Source organism: Campylobacter sp. BCW_6463 (assembly GCF_001762785.1).
Lineage (GTDB): Bacteria > Campylobacterota > Campylobacteria > Campylobacterales > Campylobacteraceae > Campylobacter_D > Campylobacter_D jejuni.
Genome location: NZ_MJXL01000056.1, coordinates 93,482 through 109,321, shown reverse-complemented (window position 1 = coordinate 109,321; position 15,840 = coordinate 93,482). Strand labels below are relative to the sequence as shown.

Below are 15,840 nucleotides of genomic sequence, written 5' to 3'. Positions count from 1 at the left end.
TTTTAAGATACATAAATCTACTTTGGATGAGATATATAACTTTAATGAAGCACAATATCAAGATATAAGAGAACAGCTAGGAATTTCTCGCTATTTTACCAATATCGATATGGCTGATACCATAAAACAATATTATAATCAATTTAATCAAATTGTTAATCATACTTTTAATGATACCAATAAAACAAGTTTCACTGAAGCAGATATAAATTCTATGCCTAAGGGTTATGCTATAAATGGTGGATTTTAATGATCCAAGCAATAGAATGAATATCACTCACCTAAGAGATTTTTCAAATTCTTCTATTACAAATATTTATCAAACCCCTGAACAAATGAAAGAAGCTGAAAGTTTATATATACAATCAGGATCTTTAATAGATGGCATAAATGGACATAGTTTTGGTTTATCTTTGGAAGAAATCAAAAATGTTTCTAAAGGTGAAGATTGGCAATTTAATCCTGATATGTCAGTTTATCCAAAAAATGAAGATGGAAGTTATTCTAAAGAAGCTTTGTTTATGAGTTTTTTAAAATCATATGGTAGCGGACAACCCGTTGAGAGTTCAGAAACTACACTTAACCCAAAAGTAGAAGCTTACAATAGGGCTATGGCTAAAGAAAGTTTTAATGGTGATAGCATTGCTTTAAATGACATCATGACAGGCAAAGTGGATTTTGCGGTTTATTAAAAGGTTATGCACAAGATGGCTGGCTTGATGCAGATATATATGCAATGGAAAAAGGAGTTGCTTGGCAAAATACAAGCATAGGTTATGGTGGAGCTTGGTTTGATAATCAGTTTAATCAAGCAAAAGCTAATGGCTGGAAAGCAAGTAACCAAAGTATAGACTCTTATGTTAATTCTATAATGGATAGATTAAATAATCTTATAGGGCAGACTAGGGTTTAAAGGTTTTAATTTTTTAAGTTTAAAACAAATTGCTAATAACAAAATAAGATAAAATTAGTATAATTTTTTACAAAAAATTTGAAAGGAAATTATGAAAAAAATTATTTTGATTTTTATCTCTTTTTTTGCTTTAAATTTGAGTGCAAAAGATTTGGTTGTAGGAATGGAGCTTGGATATCCGCCTTTTGAAATGAGCGATAAAACAGGCAAAGCAAGTGGAATTAGCGTGGATTTTTTAGAAGCTTTTGCAAAGAAAAACGGCTATAAACTTGTAGTAAAAAATATCGCTTGGGATGGTTTAATACCTGCTTTAAAAACAGCCAAGATAGATCTTATAATGTCTTCTATGACAATTACCGATGAGAGAAAGAAAGTGGTGGATTTTAGCATTCCTTATGCTAAGGCAAATTTGGCTATTTTAACTCCTTTGAACTCTGATATTACAAATATCAAAGATTTAGATAAAAAGGGCAAAGTTTTGGCTTTAAAGCGTGGTTCTACAGGGCATTTATATGCGGTTAAAAATTTAAAAAATGCAACTATTAATTTATTTGATAAAGAAAATGCTGCTATTTTGGAAGTGATTCAAGGCAAGGCTGATGGATTTTTTTATGATCAACTTACGATTTATCGCACTTGGCAAAAACATCAAGATACAACTAGAGCCATTTTGGCACCTTTTCAAGAAAATCCTGAGTTTTGGGGTATAGCAGTGCAAAAAGGTAATGCAGAACTTAAAAAAGAGCTTGATGAATTTATTGCAGAAAGCAAAAAAGATGGGCTTTTTGATTCTTTAGGAGAAAAATATCTTAAAGATGTTAAAGATACTTTTAAAAAGAATAATTTAGAATTCTTTTTCTAAGAAGGATTTTCCTTCTTAGGTTACAAAGCTTTCCACAAGCCTTTGCACTAGCAAATTCCATCCATCCACTAATACAAAAATCAAGAGTTTAAAAGGTAAAGAGATCATAGTAGGAGGTAGCATCATCATACCCATAGCCATTAAAACTGAGCTTACAACCATATCTATGACTAAAAAGGGTAGGTAGATTAAAAATCCTATTTCAAAAGCGGTTTTAAGCTCTGAAATCATAAAAGCAGGAACTAAAACCGTAAGGGGAACATCATCTATGGTTTTGGGATTGGGTAGATTGCGTATGCGATAAAAAAGGGCTAAATCTTTTTCGCGAGTATTTTTAAGCATAAAATCTTTAAAAGGCTTTGCTCCTTTTATAAAAGCCTCTTCATAGCCTATTTTTTCTGCTAAATAAGGTTTTATACCTTCATTATAGGATTTTGTAGCTACAGGTTCCATGATAAAAAAAGTTAAAATTAAAGCCAAGGTTACTAAAATAGTGTTAGGTGGCATACTTTGCGTCCCCATAGCTTGTCGCAAAAATGAAAATACCACAATAAGACGCAAGAAAGAAGTCATAACAAAAACTATACTTGGAGCGAGCGCAAGTATGGTTAAAACAATCACTATATTTAAAGTAGTAACAAGCTGATTAGGCGTATTGGGTGCACTTAAGCTTAAATTTACTGTAGGGATAGTTGCTTCAGCAGCAAATAAGCTCATGCTTAAAAGTAAAAATAATAATATTTTTTTCAAAATTTAAAAACCTTTTTTGTTTTTTATTAAAGAAATTTAAATTTTATCTTTTGATGACTAAAAACTAGTTTAAGGGTATTAGGATTTTAACTTTAAACTGCTAAAATAGTCTTTTAGACTTCTTAATAACAAAGGTAAAAAATGAAAACTTCTATTTTGATTTTAGCGGCAGGATTGGGCACTAGAATGAAATCACAAAAGCCAAAGGTTTTGCAAGAGCTTTGTCAAAAAAGTGTGATTTTACACATTTTAAAAAAGGCTTTTGCTTTAAGTGATGATGTAAGTGTAGTTTTATCGCATCAAAAAGAACGCGTTGAAAAAGAAATTTTAGAACATTTTCCAAAAACACAAATTTTAGAGCAAGACTTGCAAAATTATCCAGGAACTGCAGGAGCTTTAAGGGGGTTTGAGCCTAAAAATGAAAGAGTGTTGATTCTTTGTGGCGATATGCCTTTAGTTGAGCAAACAAGTTTGGAAGCTTTGTTAGGTAATAATGCAAAATTAAATCTAGCAGTTTTTAAAGCAAGAGATCCTAAAAGTTATGGTAGGGTGGTGATAAAAAACGATAGCGTTGAAAAAATTGTTGAATTTAAAGATGCAAATACACAAGAAAAAGAGATAAATACTTGCAATGCTGGGGTTTATGTGATTGAATCGAGACTTTTAAAAGAGCTTTTACCTTTGATTGATAACAATAATGCGGCAAAAGAGTATTATTTAACCGACATTGTAAAACTAGCAAAAGAAAAAGATGTGATGATTAAAGCGGTTTTTGTAGATGAAGATGAATTTATGGGGATTAATGATAAATTTGAACTCAGTATAGCTGAAAATTTCATGCAAGAAAAAATTAAAAAATACTGGATGCAACAGGGTGTGATTTTTCATTTACCGCAAAGCACTTTTATAGGTGCAGATGTTGAATTTGTAGGTGAATGCGAAGTATATGAAAATGTAAGGATAGAGGGTAAAAGTAAGATTATAAACTCTATCATTAAAAGCTCAAGTGTGATAGAAAATTCCATCGTAGAAAATAGCGATGTAGGGCCTTTGGCACATTTGCGTCCAAATTGTGAGTTAAAAAACACTCATATAGGAAATTTTGTAGAATGTAAAAATGCAAAGTTAAATACCGTAAAAGCAGGACATTTGAGCTATTTAGGAGATTGTGAGATAGATAGTGGAACTAATATAGGCTGTGGGACTATTACATGCAATTATGATGGGGTAAAAAAGCATAAAACCATCATAGGAAAAAATGTTTTTGTAGGTTCTGATACGCAATTTATCGCGCCTGTAAAAATCGAAGATGAAGTGATCATAGCAGCAGGAAGCACGGTAGGTATCAATGTAGAAAAAGGTGCTTTGTTTATCAATAGAGCAGAGCATAAGATGATAAAAGATTATTATTACAAAAAATTTCAAAAATGAAAACCATACTTTTGGCTATTAGTGGCAGTATAGCTTTTTATAAATCTTACGAGCTTATTTCTTTGTTTAAAAAAGAAGGCTTTAGGGTAAAAGTTTTGCTTTCTAATGGTTTGTTAAAATTTGCTAGCAAAATGAGTTTTGAAGCCTTGGCTGATGAGATTTTATGCGAGGAAAATGAAAGTTGGCAAAACTCAAACAATCACATAGTTTTTAGCAAGGATGTAGACCTTGTTTTGTTTGCCCCTGCAAGTGTTAATTCTATCAATAAACTTGCTTTTGGTATAGCGGATAATCTTTTTATCCAAACCTTAATCGCAGCAAATAAACCTCTTATCATAGCTCCTGCGGCAAATACAAATATGTTTCATCATTTTAGCACGCAAAATTCTTTAAAGATACTTAAAGAAAATAAAGCTTCGATTATAGAGCCTATTTGTAAAGTTTTAGCTTGTAAAGATGAAGGCGTAGGAGCCTTAGCTGAAGTTAAGGATATTTTTAATATCACCAAAAGAGAGCTTTTAAAAGAAAAGTTTTGGTGTGATAAAAGTGTAGTTATCACAGGTGGTGGCACAAAAGAAAAGATCGATGATGTGCGTTGTGTGAGTAATTTTTCAAGTGGAAAAATGGCAAAAGCCATAGCTGATGCTTTTTATTTTTTAGGAGCTAGGGTAAAACTTTTAAGCTCTGTGGAATTTGATACGCCTTATGAGCTTTGCAAATTTGAAAGTTCTAAGGAACTAAAAGAGCTTTTGGATAAAAATTTAAGTCATGACTTTTTGATTATGACGGCTGCAGTGAGTGATTTTATCCCTCAAAGTGTAAAAGGAAAAATTAAAAAAAATGAGCATTTACAGGGTTTAAACTTGCATCTATCTTTAAATGAAGATTTGCTTAAAACTTGCAAATTTCAAGGCAAAAAGATAGGTTTTAAGATGGAATTTGATTCTCAAAATGCCTTAGAAAATGCGAAAAAATCTTTAAAAGATAAGCAACTTGATATGGTTTGCCTTAATATCATTGGTCAAAAAAATTATTTTGGAAGCTATCAAAATGAACTTTATTTTATCACTTTCAACAATGAAAATAAAAGCACCTTGCAAAGCAAAGAAAAATTGGCATTTGAATTAGTAAAATGGTGTGAAAAATTATGAGTATGATTAATTCTACCTTGCCTATACAAATGAAAGTTTTGGCTAAATCAGGCTATGGACACTATACGCTTTTGTTAAATCACAAAAAGATTCAAACCAAAAGCATGATAGAGCTTGAAATTGGCGCTGAATATTTAGCCGAACTTTATATGCAAAATGGTGGAGTTATACAATTTAAACATCTTTCAAAGCGTCCTAATTTCAAACCTTTTGAAGAGGGATTGGCTTTAATAATCGCTATTTTAGAGGATAAAATTTCTTATAAAAAATTCATCATACAAAATCTTTTAGATTGTAAAGATATAGAGCGTTATCAGATATTAAAAGAAATGCTTTTTGCAAGTTTTGAAAATATTTATCATATTCCTTTTATCTTTGAAAATAAATCTTGCTTGTTTCAAATGCGTAAAAGAGCAAAATATTTAGAAATTTACTTATATTTTAGTGTTTTTGGAGCTTTGAAAATTTTAATAGATTTACAAGGTGTTAGCGTTTTTACACCTTTTGCCAAGGTACAAAAATTTTTAAACGAACATTTAGATTTTAATGTATCGCAAGAAAACAAGATTGAACCTTTGTTTGTTTTCAAAAGGCTTTTTGATTTTAAAGGATGAAAAATGAATGAATTAAAACACCTTGCTGTTGTTATGGATGGTAATAGGCGCTGGGCTAGGGCTAAGGGTTTTTTGGCAAAACTTGGATATTCCCAAGGAGTCAAAACTATGCAAAAATTGATGGAAGTTTGCATGGAAGAAAATATTTCAAATTTAAGCCTTTTTGCTTTTAGTACGGAAAATTGGAAGCGCCCTAAAGATGAAATTGATTTTATTTTTGAACTTTTAGATCGTTGTTTGGATGAAGCTTTAGAAAAATTTGAAAAAAATAATGTGCGTTTAAGAGCTATAGGTGATTTATCGCGTTTGGAAGATAAAGTAAGAGAAAAAATTACCTTAGTTGAAGAAAAAACAAAGCATTGTGACGCACTTTGTGTTAATTTGGCTATAAGTTATGGTGCAAGAGATGAAATTATAAGAGCTGCTAAGCGTGTGATCGAAAAAAAACTTGAGCTAAATGAAGAAAATTTAACGCAAAATTTAGATTTACCTTTAGATGTGGATTTGATGCTTCGCGTTGGAAATGCTAAAAGACTTTCAAATTTCTTACTTTGGCAGTGTTCATATGCTGAAATTTATTTTAGTGAAACTTTATTTCCATCTCTTACCAAGAGAGAATTTAAAAGGATTATTAAAGAATTTAGAAATAGAGAAAGAACTTTTGGAAAATGATACTTTTCATAATAATTCTAGGGGCTTGTTTGGGTTCTTTTTGCACAAGTTTGGCAAGTAGGATAATTGAAAAAAAGCCTTTTTTTATCTCGCGCTCTTTTTGTTTTTCTTGTGATGCAAAATTAAAATACTATGAAATTATTCCTATTTTTTCTTATATTTTTTTAAAGGCAAAATGTCAAACTTGCAAATGTCATTTGCCTATTTCTTTATTAATCAATGAAATTTTAGGCATAATTTTGCTTATTTTGGTTTATTTTTTAAGTCAAAATTTTTATGATTTTTTATTTTTATCTCTATTTTTATTTAATCTTTTCTTGCTTTCTTTAATTGATATTAAACTCAAAGCCGTACCACAAATCTTACTTTGGAGTGCTTTTTTATTTGCTTTTTTTTACGCCTTTAGGGAAAGTGAAATTTTACATTTTTTGATTTTTAAAGAGTTTAGCAGAGGTTTTTTACTAAATGCTTTTAGTTTTGGAGGATTTGTTTTTTTATTAAAAAGTTTAGTTTTTTTTCTAATGAATTTCCAAAAAAAAGATGAAATTTTAGAAAATTTGGGTGATGCTGATATTATCATTATGTCTTGTATAGGTGGAATTTTAGGTTTTGAGTATGGATTTTTAGTATTATTTATAGCTTCTATTTTAACTTTGCCTTTTTTTATTTTTTTTAAAATTAAAGCAATAAAAGAGCGAGAACTTGCTATGATACCCTTTTTAAATATCGCTTTTGTGGCAGTTTTATTTTATAAAAACTTAGGATTATTCTAATGAAGCTTAGTTTAAGATATGTTTTAAATCAATTTTTAAGTACGAATTTGTCTATATTTTTCGTACTTTTTGCTATTGTATCTATGGTGTTTTTTATTCAACTTGCAAAACTTACTTCAAGCATAGAGATTAGTTTTTTGGATCTTTTAAAGCTTTATGGATTTATGTTGCCTAGAATTTTAATTTTTACCTTGCCTATATCTTTTTTCATTTCTTTAACTTTGGCTTTGTTTAGACTTTCTAAGGAAAATGAAAGCATAGTACTTTTTACTTTGGGATTTTCACCAATGATTTTGGCAAAATTTTTCCTTAAAATTGCAAGCTTGATTAGTGCTTTTATGCTTGTTGTGGCTTTGGTAATGATACCTATAGTATTTGAGCTTCAGGATAACTTTGTAAACTATAAAAGCACTCAAGTGAAATTTAACTACAAAACAGGAGAATTTGGACAAAAATTTTTAGACTGGATGATTTTTATAGAAAAACAAGATAGTGATAAGTATGAAAACATAATTATGTATCGCCCTAAACATAAAGCTGATGATAAAGAACAGCTTATCATAGCCAAAGAAGCGCATGTGCAAAGAAAAGACGATAGCTTTGCTTTTAGCTTAAATCAAGGCAAAATGTATAATTTTGAGCAAGGTCAAAGTATTTTTAGTGGAGAATTTGACACTTTAGTAGTAAATACTCAGTTTAATACAGACAATCTTCAAACAAAGAAATTTTATGAATACTGGAATGATTTAAACGAAAATCCACAAAGAGCAAGAGAATTTGTGATTTATACAACTATAGCCTTGTTTCCACTTGCTAGTACGCTTTTTGCACTTTGTTTTGGTTTGGTTACTTATCGTTATGAAAAAGGCTATGTGTATTTAGGTATGTTTGGAGTGATTGCTATATATTTTGGACTTTTAAGTTCTTTTTCTCAACCTCCAATTTTGGCTTGCCTTGGAATTTTTTCTTTAAGTTTATTTGTTTCGGCTTATTGTTTTAAGAAAATGATTTTGAGTCGTTATTGATGAAAATAAAAATTATATTTTCTTATGATGGCTCTGCTTTTTTAGGTTCTGCTACTCAGCCTCATAAAAAAGGTGTTCAAGATGCTTTAAGTGGGGTCTTATCGCATTTGGGTATTTTTTCACCTCTTTTGATGGCTTCTCGTACGGATAAAGGAGTACATGCAAGCTATGCTGTAGCTAGTGTAGAATGTGGAGATCATTTTGTAAATTTAGAATATCTTCAAAAACAACTTAATAAATTTTCCCATCCTTTTATCCATATCAAAAAAATTGAAAAAGTAAAAGATGATTTTGAGGTAAGATTTGATGTAAAAAGTAGAGAATACCGCTATATATTTTCTCACTCTTCTTATAGTCCTTTTATGGCTTCTTATGTACATTTTTATCCTAAATTTGACCTAGGTAAAGCTAATGAGCTTTTGGGTTTTTTTGTAGGAAAAAAGGATTTAAAGTTTTTTTGTAAAAGTGGAGGGGATAATAAAACGACTTTAAGAGAAATTTTTATTGCTAGAGCTTATGCTTATAAAGATTTTAGCATTTTTCATTTTAAAGCTAATGGTTTTTTAAGAGGGCAAATTAGATTAAGCGTAGCAAGCGTTTTAAAGGTTTTAGAAGGAAAAATGAGTGAAAAAGAACTCAAAGAACAGATTGAGGCTAAAAAGCAATACAATCACTTTTTAGCACCGCCAAATGGGCTTTATTTAAGCCGTATATGTTATTAAAAACTTTCATAGAAATTAAACGCCTTTTGGGTTAAAATTTTTCTTATTTCTTCTTGATGTTCTTTGCCTTTGGTTTCTAGGGTAATTGAAATCATCGCATCGCCATAATCAAGCTTGGTGGAAAATCTATCATAGTCGATTTTTACTATATTTGCATTGGCTATTTTTAAGCTGTCTGTAAGGTGTAATAATGCCCCAGGTTTATCTACTAAAGTAACATGAATTTGCATTTTTCTGTAAGATTTAAATAAACCTTTTTCTATGATGATATTTAGCATTTGTGCATCGATATTGCCTCCGCTTAAAACTACGCCAATTTTTTTATGATTTTGTGTATTTATTTTTTGATGAAGTAGGGTGGCTACACTCGCAGCTCCTGCGCCTTCAACTATGATTTTATGTTTTTCAAGTAAAAACAATACCGCATTAGCGATTTCTTCATCATCAACTTGGATAAAATCATCTACGCATTCTAAAATAATATTAAAATTAATAGGATTTGCATCACGCACAGCAATACCATCGGCTATAGTGCGTACGCTTTTTGCATTTTTGATTTTTTTAGCATGAAAACTTTCATACATTGCAGGAGCTCCTTTGGCTCCAACGCCGATGATTTTAATGTTTGGATTGATTTGTTTAGCTGCACTTGCGATACCACTTATAAGTCCTCCACCTCCAACAGGTGCGATAATCATATCAAGATCACTTATTTCATCAAGCATTTCAAGCATCAAAGTTCCTTGTCCTGCCATTACAAATTCATCTTCAAAAGGATGGATAAAACTAAGATTATTTTCTTTAGCATAAGAGGTTGCAAAAGTATAGGATTCATCAAAATTATCCCCTTTGAGTATCACCTCTGCTCCTAAGGCTTTTGTAGCAGAAACTTTTAAGAGCGGAGTGGATTCTGGCATTACAATAACCGCTTTAATGCCAAATTTTTTTGCACTAATGGCCACGCCTTGAGCATGGTTTCCCGCACTTGCGGCAATGACTCCATGTTGTTTTTGTTCAGCGCTAAGATTGGCTATTTTATTATAAGCTCCACGAATTTTATAAGCACCTGTAATTTGTAAATTTTCATTTTTAAGATAAATCTCACTTTGACAAATATCACTTAAAAAAGAAGAGTATATGAAAGGAGTTTTGTTTACAAACCCTGAAATTTGTTGTTTTGCTTTGTAAATTTTATTAAGCTCTAACACTATTTTTCCTTTGTTTTAAAATACGGATATTCTAGCATAATGCAACGATTTTGTATAAAATTTATATCTAATTTTTTACATTCTTCTTTGGCTGTTTCATTACTAATACCAAGTTGAAGCCATAGGTTTTTAATATTTTTTTCAACAAGCTTAGGAAGAATTTCTAGTGCCGCTTCGCCTTTTCTAAAAAGTATAAGTGTATCGATTTTTTCTTCTATTTGATCTAAATTTCTATAAACTTTTTCATTTAAAATAAACTCTTCTTTAGGATAAATAGGAAAAATTTTATAATTTTTTCTTTGTAAAAATTCTGCTACCCTATAAGAAGCTTTTGTCTTATCTGGACTTAAAGCAAATATGGCAATATTTTTACTTGTATTTATAATATAAGAGATAGTTTCTTTTTCATTCATTATTAACCTTTGTTTTGGTATTTTATCTTAAATGATTAAAAAATTAACTAAAGTGAATTCAAAAAATGAAAAAAGTGTTATAATATAGCAAATTCCGAAGTTTAATAAGGAGGGAAAAATGGAAGAATTTTATCCATATACTTTAACAATCCATCTTCTTTGTGCTATTTTGTTTATAGGTTATTTGTTTGTTGATGTATTTGTTTTGGGCGTAGTTAAAAAGAAAAATCCTAATTTTGACAAAAGTCTTTTTAGTGCTACTGGGGTTAAAATAATGCCTTTTGTGGTTCTTTTGCTTTTTTTAAGCGGAGGTGCTTTGGCAGGTTTTCATTTTAAACCTTTAAATTTACTTTTTGCTATAAAAATTATTTTGGCTTTTGGAATTTTATCTTTAGTTGTTTTTTCTTTATTTTGTCATTTTATATTAAAGAAGAAAAACCCGCTTGGTGCTTTTATCCATCCTTTTGTATTTGTGCTTTGTATCGCGATAGTAATACTGGCTAAATTAATGAATTATTTTTTTATACCTTGCTAAGAAATACTCCACATTCAAGATGTGGAGTATTGGCAAATTGATCAAAAAGAGCAAACTCTTCCACTCTATGTGTTAGACTTAATTCTTTTAAATTTTCTTTTAAAGTGATAGGATTGCAAGAAATATAAATAATATTTTCATATTTTTTTATTAAGTCAATTACGCTTTTATCAAGTCCTGCACGGGGTGGATCAACTAAAACATGAGAGAAATTAAAATCATCTAATCGAATATCTTTTAAACGAAAAAATTCTCTTTCTTTTTTGATAGCAAGACTTAATTCTTCGCTTGAAAGTCTTGCAAAGTGGATATTTGTTGTATTGTTAAGCTCGCAATTTTTTAAAGCAAAATTAATATTGCTTTTTGAAATTTCAGTGGCTAAAATTTTAAAAAAGAATGGTGCTAAAGCTAAAGTAAAATTTCCATATCCACAGTAAAGCTCAAGTAAATCCATTCTTTTTTGAGTGCTTAAAATTTCACATACCCAAGTAATCATTTTTTCATTTATAGCAGTATTAGGCTGAATAAAACAATCGTTGTTAAATTCATAAAATATTTTTCTATCTTGAATATTTAAAGTTTGTCTTAGATTTTCTGTTTTAAAAATAAGTTTTTTGCCTTTACTTCTTGCTATAAGGTTGATATGAAGAATATTGCTTAAATTTTCTAAATTTGACTTTATATCTTCTATATTTTTATGATAAAGTAAAGTTATGCTAAGTTCTTGCTTTGTGGTTAAAAACTCCACGCCAAAAAGTTTTTCTTTTAATTTGCTATCTTGACGCAAGCATTCTAGAAGTTTTGGCATAAAAGCGCAAATTTTTTCATCAGCAAAATCTAAATATTCTATAATGTACTTTTTTTTGCTTTTTGGATCAAACATTGCATAAAAAAGAGTATCATTTTCATGATAAAATGAAAGTTCAACTCTTGTACGATAATGTTTATCTTTTGAGGCAAAAAGTTTAAATTCCTTTGTATAAAATTCTTTAAAATATTTTTTTATGAAAGAGTGTTTTTCATCTAAAGTAAGAAAATTTCCAAAATTTTCAAGACTCATGGAACTTTCTTTCCGATGAGTCTTAGTAAAAGCGCAATAAGTATAAAATTTAAAGGCAAGACAAACCAAACGCTAAGTCCTAAAGATACAGGAATATATCCAGCGATTAAAGAAATACCACAGATAAATAGAGCATAAGGAATTTGTGTTCTTACATGCTCCATATGATCGCATTTTGCACTCATAGATGAAAGGATTACATTATCTGAAATTGGTGAGCAATGGTTTCCAAAAATCGCACCTGTTAAAACGCAGCTTATATTAATGACCATATAATGATGCATAGCATTTGCATCCATACCATTGATTTTGGCGATTTCATGAGCTAAAGGCACAGCCAAAGGCATTAAAATCCCCATAGTTCCATAGCTTGTTCCTATGGCAAAAGAAATGGCTGAAGCAAAAGCAAAAATAGTAGCAGGTAAAATAAACTCAGGCAATTTATCTGCAAGTAGACTGGTGATAAATAAAGAAGTTCCTAGATCTTTTACTATACTTGAAAGCGACCAAGCAAATAAAAGCAATACTATGGTAAAAATCATGGTTTTCCAGCCATATATCCAAGTTTCTACCGCTTCTTTAAGATTGAAAATTTTACGACGCACCCCGATAAAAATCGCTGCAATAGCAGCAAACAAAGCAGCTTGGAATAACACCACAGAAGAATCAGCATTTCCAAAAGCAGCCCTAAAAGTTTCAAAAGACAAAGGATTGGCACTTGCTTTTGCAAGTTCTTCGCCTTCTAAAGTGCTAAGTCCATTAAAATAAAATCCTAATATAGCTAAAATGATTAAAGTAAAAATAGGAACAATAGCATCAAAAGCACGAATTTTAATACCTTCTTTTGGCGCTAAAAACTGATCTTCTAATTCAGCAGTATCTAGCGTGCCTGATTTAGGTAGAGGTGCAATTTGTCCTGTGGTTCTTGCACGCACTTCAGCCTTGTACATAGAGCCAAACTCACGTCCCATGATTGCAGTCATGACTACAAAAAAAAGCATGAAGATATTATAAAAACGATAAGGTATGGTTTCGACAAAAATTCCAAAAGCACTAATATCGCTAATGCCTATGTGTTCATAAGCGGTTTTAATTAAGGAAACTTCTAAGCCTATCCAAGTGGAAATTACAGCTATTCCTGCCACAGGAGCTGCGGTAGAGTCGATAATAAAGGCAAATTTTTCACGAGAAATTTTAAATTTATCCGCCAAAGGACGCATAATTGGACCTACGATCAGTAAATTAGCATAATCATCAAAAAATATTAAAAGCCCTAAAAACCAAGTATTAACTTGAGCTGATACAGCTGATTTGGCTCTTTTGGCAAATTTTAATGCTACAGCTTTTGCACCACCCATTTTTGTGATAAGCGCCACAAGACCACCTATACAAAGAATTTGTAAAATGATTCCCGCATTTACTGGATCAGAAGTTGAACCTAAGATATAAGAAATAATCTTTGAAAAAGATTCTACTGCAGTATTATAAAAATTTACAAAAGCTAAATGTTGTGCTTTGAAAATATTTGCAGAAAGGCTAAGTAGAAAAGTTCCACTTAAAACTCCAGCAAAGAGTGACAAAATAACATCTTTTGTGATAAAGGCTAAAGCAATAGCAACTAAAGGTGGTATAAGCGTAAAAACTCCAAATAAATTAGCATTTGCAGCTGCTTCTGAGGAGTTTGCAAATGCAACTAAAGGTAAAAACAATAAAACTAAAAATTTATTCATTCATCTCTTTCTATATAAAATCCATTCCAAGTTTGTGTTACCGGCATAAGCTCGATTTCATTAACATTAATATGGCTTGGTAGGTTAATAATAGACATTACCACTTTGGCAATATCATTAGCACTGATAAATTGCGTATTTTCATACACTGCATCAGCTTTTTGGATATCTCCTTTAAAACGCACTTCACTAAATTCAGTTTTGCAAAGTCCTGGAGCAATGTTTGTTACTTTGATATTGCTTCCTCTAAGATCATTTCTTAAGGCCAATGAAAATTGTCCTACAAAGGCTTTGGTTCCACAATACACATTGCCTCCAAAATAAGGATTGCGTCCTGCAACCGAACCTAAGTTAAAAATATAAGCATTTTTTTGTTTACGAAGTATAGGAATAACAGCTTTTGCAACATATAAAAATCCTTTGATGTTTGTATCTACCATAGTGTTAATATCTTCAAGGTTTAATTTATCAAATTCATCTACCCCTAAAGCTAAACCTGCATTATTAAAAAGCACATCAATTTCTTGAAATTCTTTGGGTAAATTTTCAATAGCCTCAAAGATTTCTTTTTGATTTCTTACATCTATGCAAAGCGTATAAATCTTATCTTTGTGAGCATTTTTTAACTCTTCTAGACGCTCTTTGCGTCTAGCAAGGGCGATTACTTTGTAGCCTTTTTGTATAAAAGCTTCAACGCAAGCTCTACCAAAACCTGAACTAGCTCCTGTAATAAATGCGGTTTTCATTCTAAACTACCTCCGTAAAATAGATTTTCGTTTGCTTTTAAACCCAAGCTTTTTAGATAATCAGCATTTTCTTTTTTACCTGCTGCTAGCGCAAAGTCAAGCGCATTAAAACCAAGATCATCAACAGCATTAAAATTTGCTCCTTTTGAAATAAGAAGTTTTAAAATTTCAACATTTCCATAGGCTGCAGCATGCATTAAAACATTTTTTGAAGTGTGCTCTAGAGCACAAAATGTAATAAAATAAGGCGTATTTGAACCTATGTTCGCACTTAATGCTAATTTTTCATTGTTATTAATATATTTTTGATTAAAATTTGCTCCATTATCAAGAAGTAGTTTTATGATATCAAGGCGATTAAACTCTATGGCATAAAAAAGTGGGGTTTTACCAAAGGCATTGGCTTGATTAACATTCGCTCCATTTTGGATTAAAAAATTTGTATTTTCATAATTTTCCAATGCGTAAAAAATAGCACTTTCATAACCTTCGTCAATCCTAGCACCAAAACGAATCAAAAGTTCTAAAATTTCTTTTTCTCTTTGATTTAGAAGCGCTGCTTGCAAGGCTATCGTAAGATCATCTTGGCTTGGATTATTTGAAAAAATAAAATCTTGTATATAAGATACCGAATAATTTTTATTTGACATGATTTTTGCTAAAGGACTAATGTCTTTGTAAATTTTTGTTTCACCAACAGCCCAATTTAAAAATTCGTTTAAAGCATTGCTAGTATAGTAAATATTACTACCTTTGTCAAAATTAAAATTACTTTCAAAATACTTTTCTAAAGGTTCTATAGCATTGTTATATTCTTTCCAAAAAGCTTTGTAAAGTCTAAAATTTCCTATACTTTGATATGCCCAATATCTAAAATAAGATTTTAAAATATCATATTTTTTTTCTAAATTTTCGGGTGTATCTAAAGTTTTTTGATAAGCGATGGGATCGATAGCTATTTTTAATAATAAAAAATCAAATTGTTGTAATTTGGGCAAATAAGCCACACCATTACAAGAGCTATTGCTTCCGCGAATTTCATTGGAAATCGCATAGAGTTTTTTTGTAAAATCTTGATTTTTTAAAGATTCTTTACAGCTTGAAGCTATATTTAAATAATCTAAATTTGAACTTTTATTTAGCAATGTTTTATTATTTTTAATGTTGTCGCAGTTAATGGCATCGCTAGCCATTAAACTTGCAAAACAACAAAAGGAAGTGAATAATAACTTCAA

General features: G+C 30.4%; 16 protein-coding genes and 1 pseudogene. 10 read left to right on the top strand and 7 right to left on the bottom strand.

The genetic code is table 11. The features are described from left to right. Together AJ884_RS09665 and AJ884_RS06750 are read left to right on the top strand one after the other, a co-directional pair. Positions 1–913: pseudogene (locus AJ884_RS09665) on the top strand (Cj0814 family flagellar-dependent secreted protein); the annotation flags it as partial. Positions 914–1,004: 91 nt separating this feature from the next. Next, the gene (locus tag AJ884_RS06750) at positions 1,005–1,775 is read left to right on the top strand and encodes a transporter substrate-binding domain-containing protein (protein WP_002859503.1); all 771 of its coding nucleotides are present in this window, start codon (positions 1,005–1,007) and stop codon (positions 1,773–1,775) included. 15 nt (positions 1,776–1,790) lie between these two features. Here the strand turns inward: AJ884_RS06750 and fliP are convergent, their stop codons facing one another. Next, complete coding sequence (fliP, locus tag AJ884_RS06745) at positions 1,791–2,525, bottom strand: flagellar type III secretion system pore protein FliP (protein WP_002852529.1); 735 nt, start codon at positions 2,523–2,525, stop codon at positions 1,791–1,793. Positions 2,526–2,666: 141 nt separating this feature from the next. Here fliP and glmU point away from each other — a divergent pair, with 141 nt between their 5' ends. The 7 genes from glmU to truA are packed head-to-tail and all read left to right on the top strand — an operon-like array spanning position 2,667 to position 8,913. Beyond that, positions 2,667–3,956, top strand: coding sequence for a bifunctional UDP-N-acetylglucosamine diphosphorylase/glucosamine-1-phosphate N-acetyltransferase GlmU (gene glmU, locus AJ884_RS06740; protein WP_070278588.1), 1,290 nt, complete (start codon positions 2,667–2,669; stop codon positions 3,954–3,956). After that, positions 3,953–5,107, top strand: coding sequence for a bifunctional phosphopantothenoylcysteine decarboxylase/phosphopantothenate--cysteine ligase CoaBC (gene coaBC / locus AJ884_RS06735; protein ID WP_070278586.1), 1,155 nt, complete (start codon positions 3,953–3,955; stop codon positions 5,105–5,107). The genes glmU and coaBC overlap by 4 nt, the downstream gene beginning before the upstream one ends. Further along, positions 5,104–5,721, top strand: coding sequence for a hypothetical protein (locus tag AJ884_RS06730; protein WP_070278584.1), 618 nt, complete (start codon positions 5,104–5,106; stop codon positions 5,719–5,721). Before coaBC ends, AJ884_RS06730 begins: the two co-directional genes overlap by 4 nt. Positions 5,722–5,724: 3 nt before the next feature. Next, on the top strand, positions 5,725–6,393 hold the full coding sequence (uppS, locus tag AJ884_RS06725) for a polyprenyl diphosphate synthase (RefSeq protein WP_002852565.1): 669 nt from the start codon (positions 5,725–5,727) through the stop codon (positions 6,391–6,393). Continuing rightward, positions 6,390–7,166, top strand: coding sequence for an A24 family peptidase (locus AJ884_RS06720; RefSeq protein ID WP_070278583.1), 777 nt, complete (start codon positions 6,390–6,392; stop codon positions 7,164–7,166). The genes uppS and AJ884_RS06720 overlap by 4 nt, the downstream gene beginning before the upstream one ends. Further along, positions 7,166–8,191 carry an LptF/LptG family permease gene (locus AJ884_RS06715; protein WP_002856798.1) on the top strand — a complete coding sequence of 342 codons (1,026 nt, stop codon included), beginning with the start codon at positions 7,166–7,168 and terminating at the stop codon, positions 8,189–8,191. Before AJ884_RS06720 ends, AJ884_RS06715 begins: the two co-directional genes overlap by 1 nt. After that, a complete protein-coding gene (truA, locus tag AJ884_RS06710; protein ID WP_079264422.1) occupies positions 8,188–8,913 on the top strand; it encodes a tRNA pseudouridine(38-40) synthase TruA in 726 nt (241 codons plus the stop codon). The genes AJ884_RS06715 and truA overlap by 4 nt, the downstream gene beginning before the upstream one ends. Here the strand turns inward: truA and ilvA are convergent. After that, on the bottom strand, positions 8,910–10,121 hold the full coding sequence (gene ilvA / locus AJ884_RS06705) for a threonine ammonia-lyase (protein WP_002861469.1): 1,212 nt from the start codon (positions 10,119–10,121) through the stop codon (positions 8,910–8,912). The genes truA and ilvA overlap by 4 nt on opposite strands. After that, positions 10,121–10,534 (bottom strand): CoA-binding protein, encoded by a 414-nt coding sequence (locus AJ884_RS06700; protein WP_002861470.1) that lies wholly within the window; start codon positions 10,532–10,534, stop codon positions 10,121–10,123. Before AJ884_RS06700 ends, ilvA begins: the two co-directional genes overlap by 1 nt. 118 nt (positions 10,535–10,652) lie before the next feature. On the opposite strand from AJ884_RS06700, the gene AJ884_RS06695 reads away from it, so the two are divergent. Next, positions 10,653–11,069 (top strand): membrane protein, encoded by a 417-nt coding sequence (locus tag AJ884_RS06695; protein WP_002861471.1) that lies wholly within the window; start codon positions 10,653–10,655, stop codon positions 11,067–11,069. On the opposite strand, the gene trmA is transcribed toward AJ884_RS06695, so the two are convergent. From trmA to AJ884_RS06675, 4 genes are read right to left on the bottom strand one after another with little or no spacing between them, the layout of a single operon-like run. Further along, complete coding sequence (gene trmA, locus AJ884_RS06690) at positions 11,056–12,129, bottom strand: tRNA (uridine(54)-C5)-methyltransferase TrmA (protein ID WP_002861472.1); 1,074 nt, start codon at positions 12,127–12,129, stop codon at positions 11,056–11,058. The two genes, AJ884_RS06695 and trmA, sit on opposite strands and share 14 nt — an antisense overlap. After that, positions 12,126–13,859: a Na+/H+ antiporter NhaC family protein gene (locus AJ884_RS06685; protein WP_002861473.1), complete on the bottom strand. Its 1,734-nt coding sequence runs from the start codon at positions 13,857–13,859 to the stop codon at positions 12,126–12,128. Before AJ884_RS06685 ends, trmA begins: the two co-directional genes overlap by 4 nt. Next, positions 13,856–14,605 (bottom strand): SDR family NAD(P)-dependent oxidoreductase, encoded by a 750-nt coding sequence (locus AJ884_RS06680; protein ID WP_002861474.1) that lies wholly within the window; start codon positions 14,603–14,605, stop codon positions 13,856–13,858. Before AJ884_RS06680 ends, AJ884_RS06685 begins: the two co-directional genes overlap by 4 nt. Then, positions 14,602–15,840 carry an ankyrin repeat domain-containing protein gene (locus AJ884_RS06675; RefSeq protein WP_032603315.1) on the bottom strand — a complete coding sequence of 413 codons (1,239 nt, stop codon included), beginning with the start codon at positions 15,838–15,840 and terminating at the stop codon, positions 14,602–14,604. The genes AJ884_RS06680 and AJ884_RS06675 overlap by 4 nt, the downstream gene beginning before the upstream one ends.

Coding starts and splice junctions, on each gene's coding strand:
- AJ884_RS06680 (WP_002861474.1), bottom strand. CDS start 14,605: ATGAAAACCGCATTTATTACAGGAGCTAGTTCAGGTTTTGGTAGAGCT.
- AJ884_RS06695 (WP_002861471.1), top strand. CDS start 10,653: ATGGAAGAATTTTATCCATATACTTTAACAATCCATCTTCTTTGTGCT.
- AJ884_RS06700 (WP_002861470.1), bottom strand. CDS start 10,534: ATGAATGAAAAAGAAACTATCTCTTATATTATAAATACAAGTAAAAAT.
- trmA (WP_002861472.1), bottom strand. CDS start 12,129: ATGAGTCTTGAAAATTTTGGAAATTTTCTTACTTTAGATGAAAAACAC.
- AJ884_RS06685 (WP_002861473.1), bottom strand. CDS start 13,859: ATGAATAAATTTTTAGTTTTATTGTTTTTACCTTTAGTTGCATTTGCA.
- glmU (WP_070278588.1), top strand. CDS start 2,667: ATGAAAACTTCTATTTTGATTTTAGCGGCAGGATTGGGCACTAGAATG.
- coaBC (WP_070278586.1), top strand. CDS start 3,953: ATGAAAACCATACTTTTGGCTATTAGTGGCAGTATAGCTTTTTATAAA.
- AJ884_RS06720 (WP_070278583.1), top strand. CDS start 6,390: ATGATACTTTTCATAATAATTCTAGGGGCTTGTTTGGGTTCTTTTTGC.
- AJ884_RS06750 (WP_002859503.1), top strand. CDS start 1,005: ATGAAAAAAATTATTTTGATTTTTATCTCTTTTTTTGCTTTAAATTTG.
- AJ884_RS06715 (WP_002856798.1), top strand. CDS start 7,166: ATGAAGCTTAGTTTAAGATATGTTTTAAATCAATTTTTAAGTACGAAT.
- AJ884_RS06730 (WP_070278584.1), top strand. CDS start 5,104: ATGAGTATGATTAATTCTACCTTGCCTATACAAATGAAAGTTTTGGCT.
- uppS (WP_002852565.1), top strand. CDS start 5,725: ATGAATGAATTAAAACACCTTGCTGTTGTTATGGATGGTAATAGGCGC.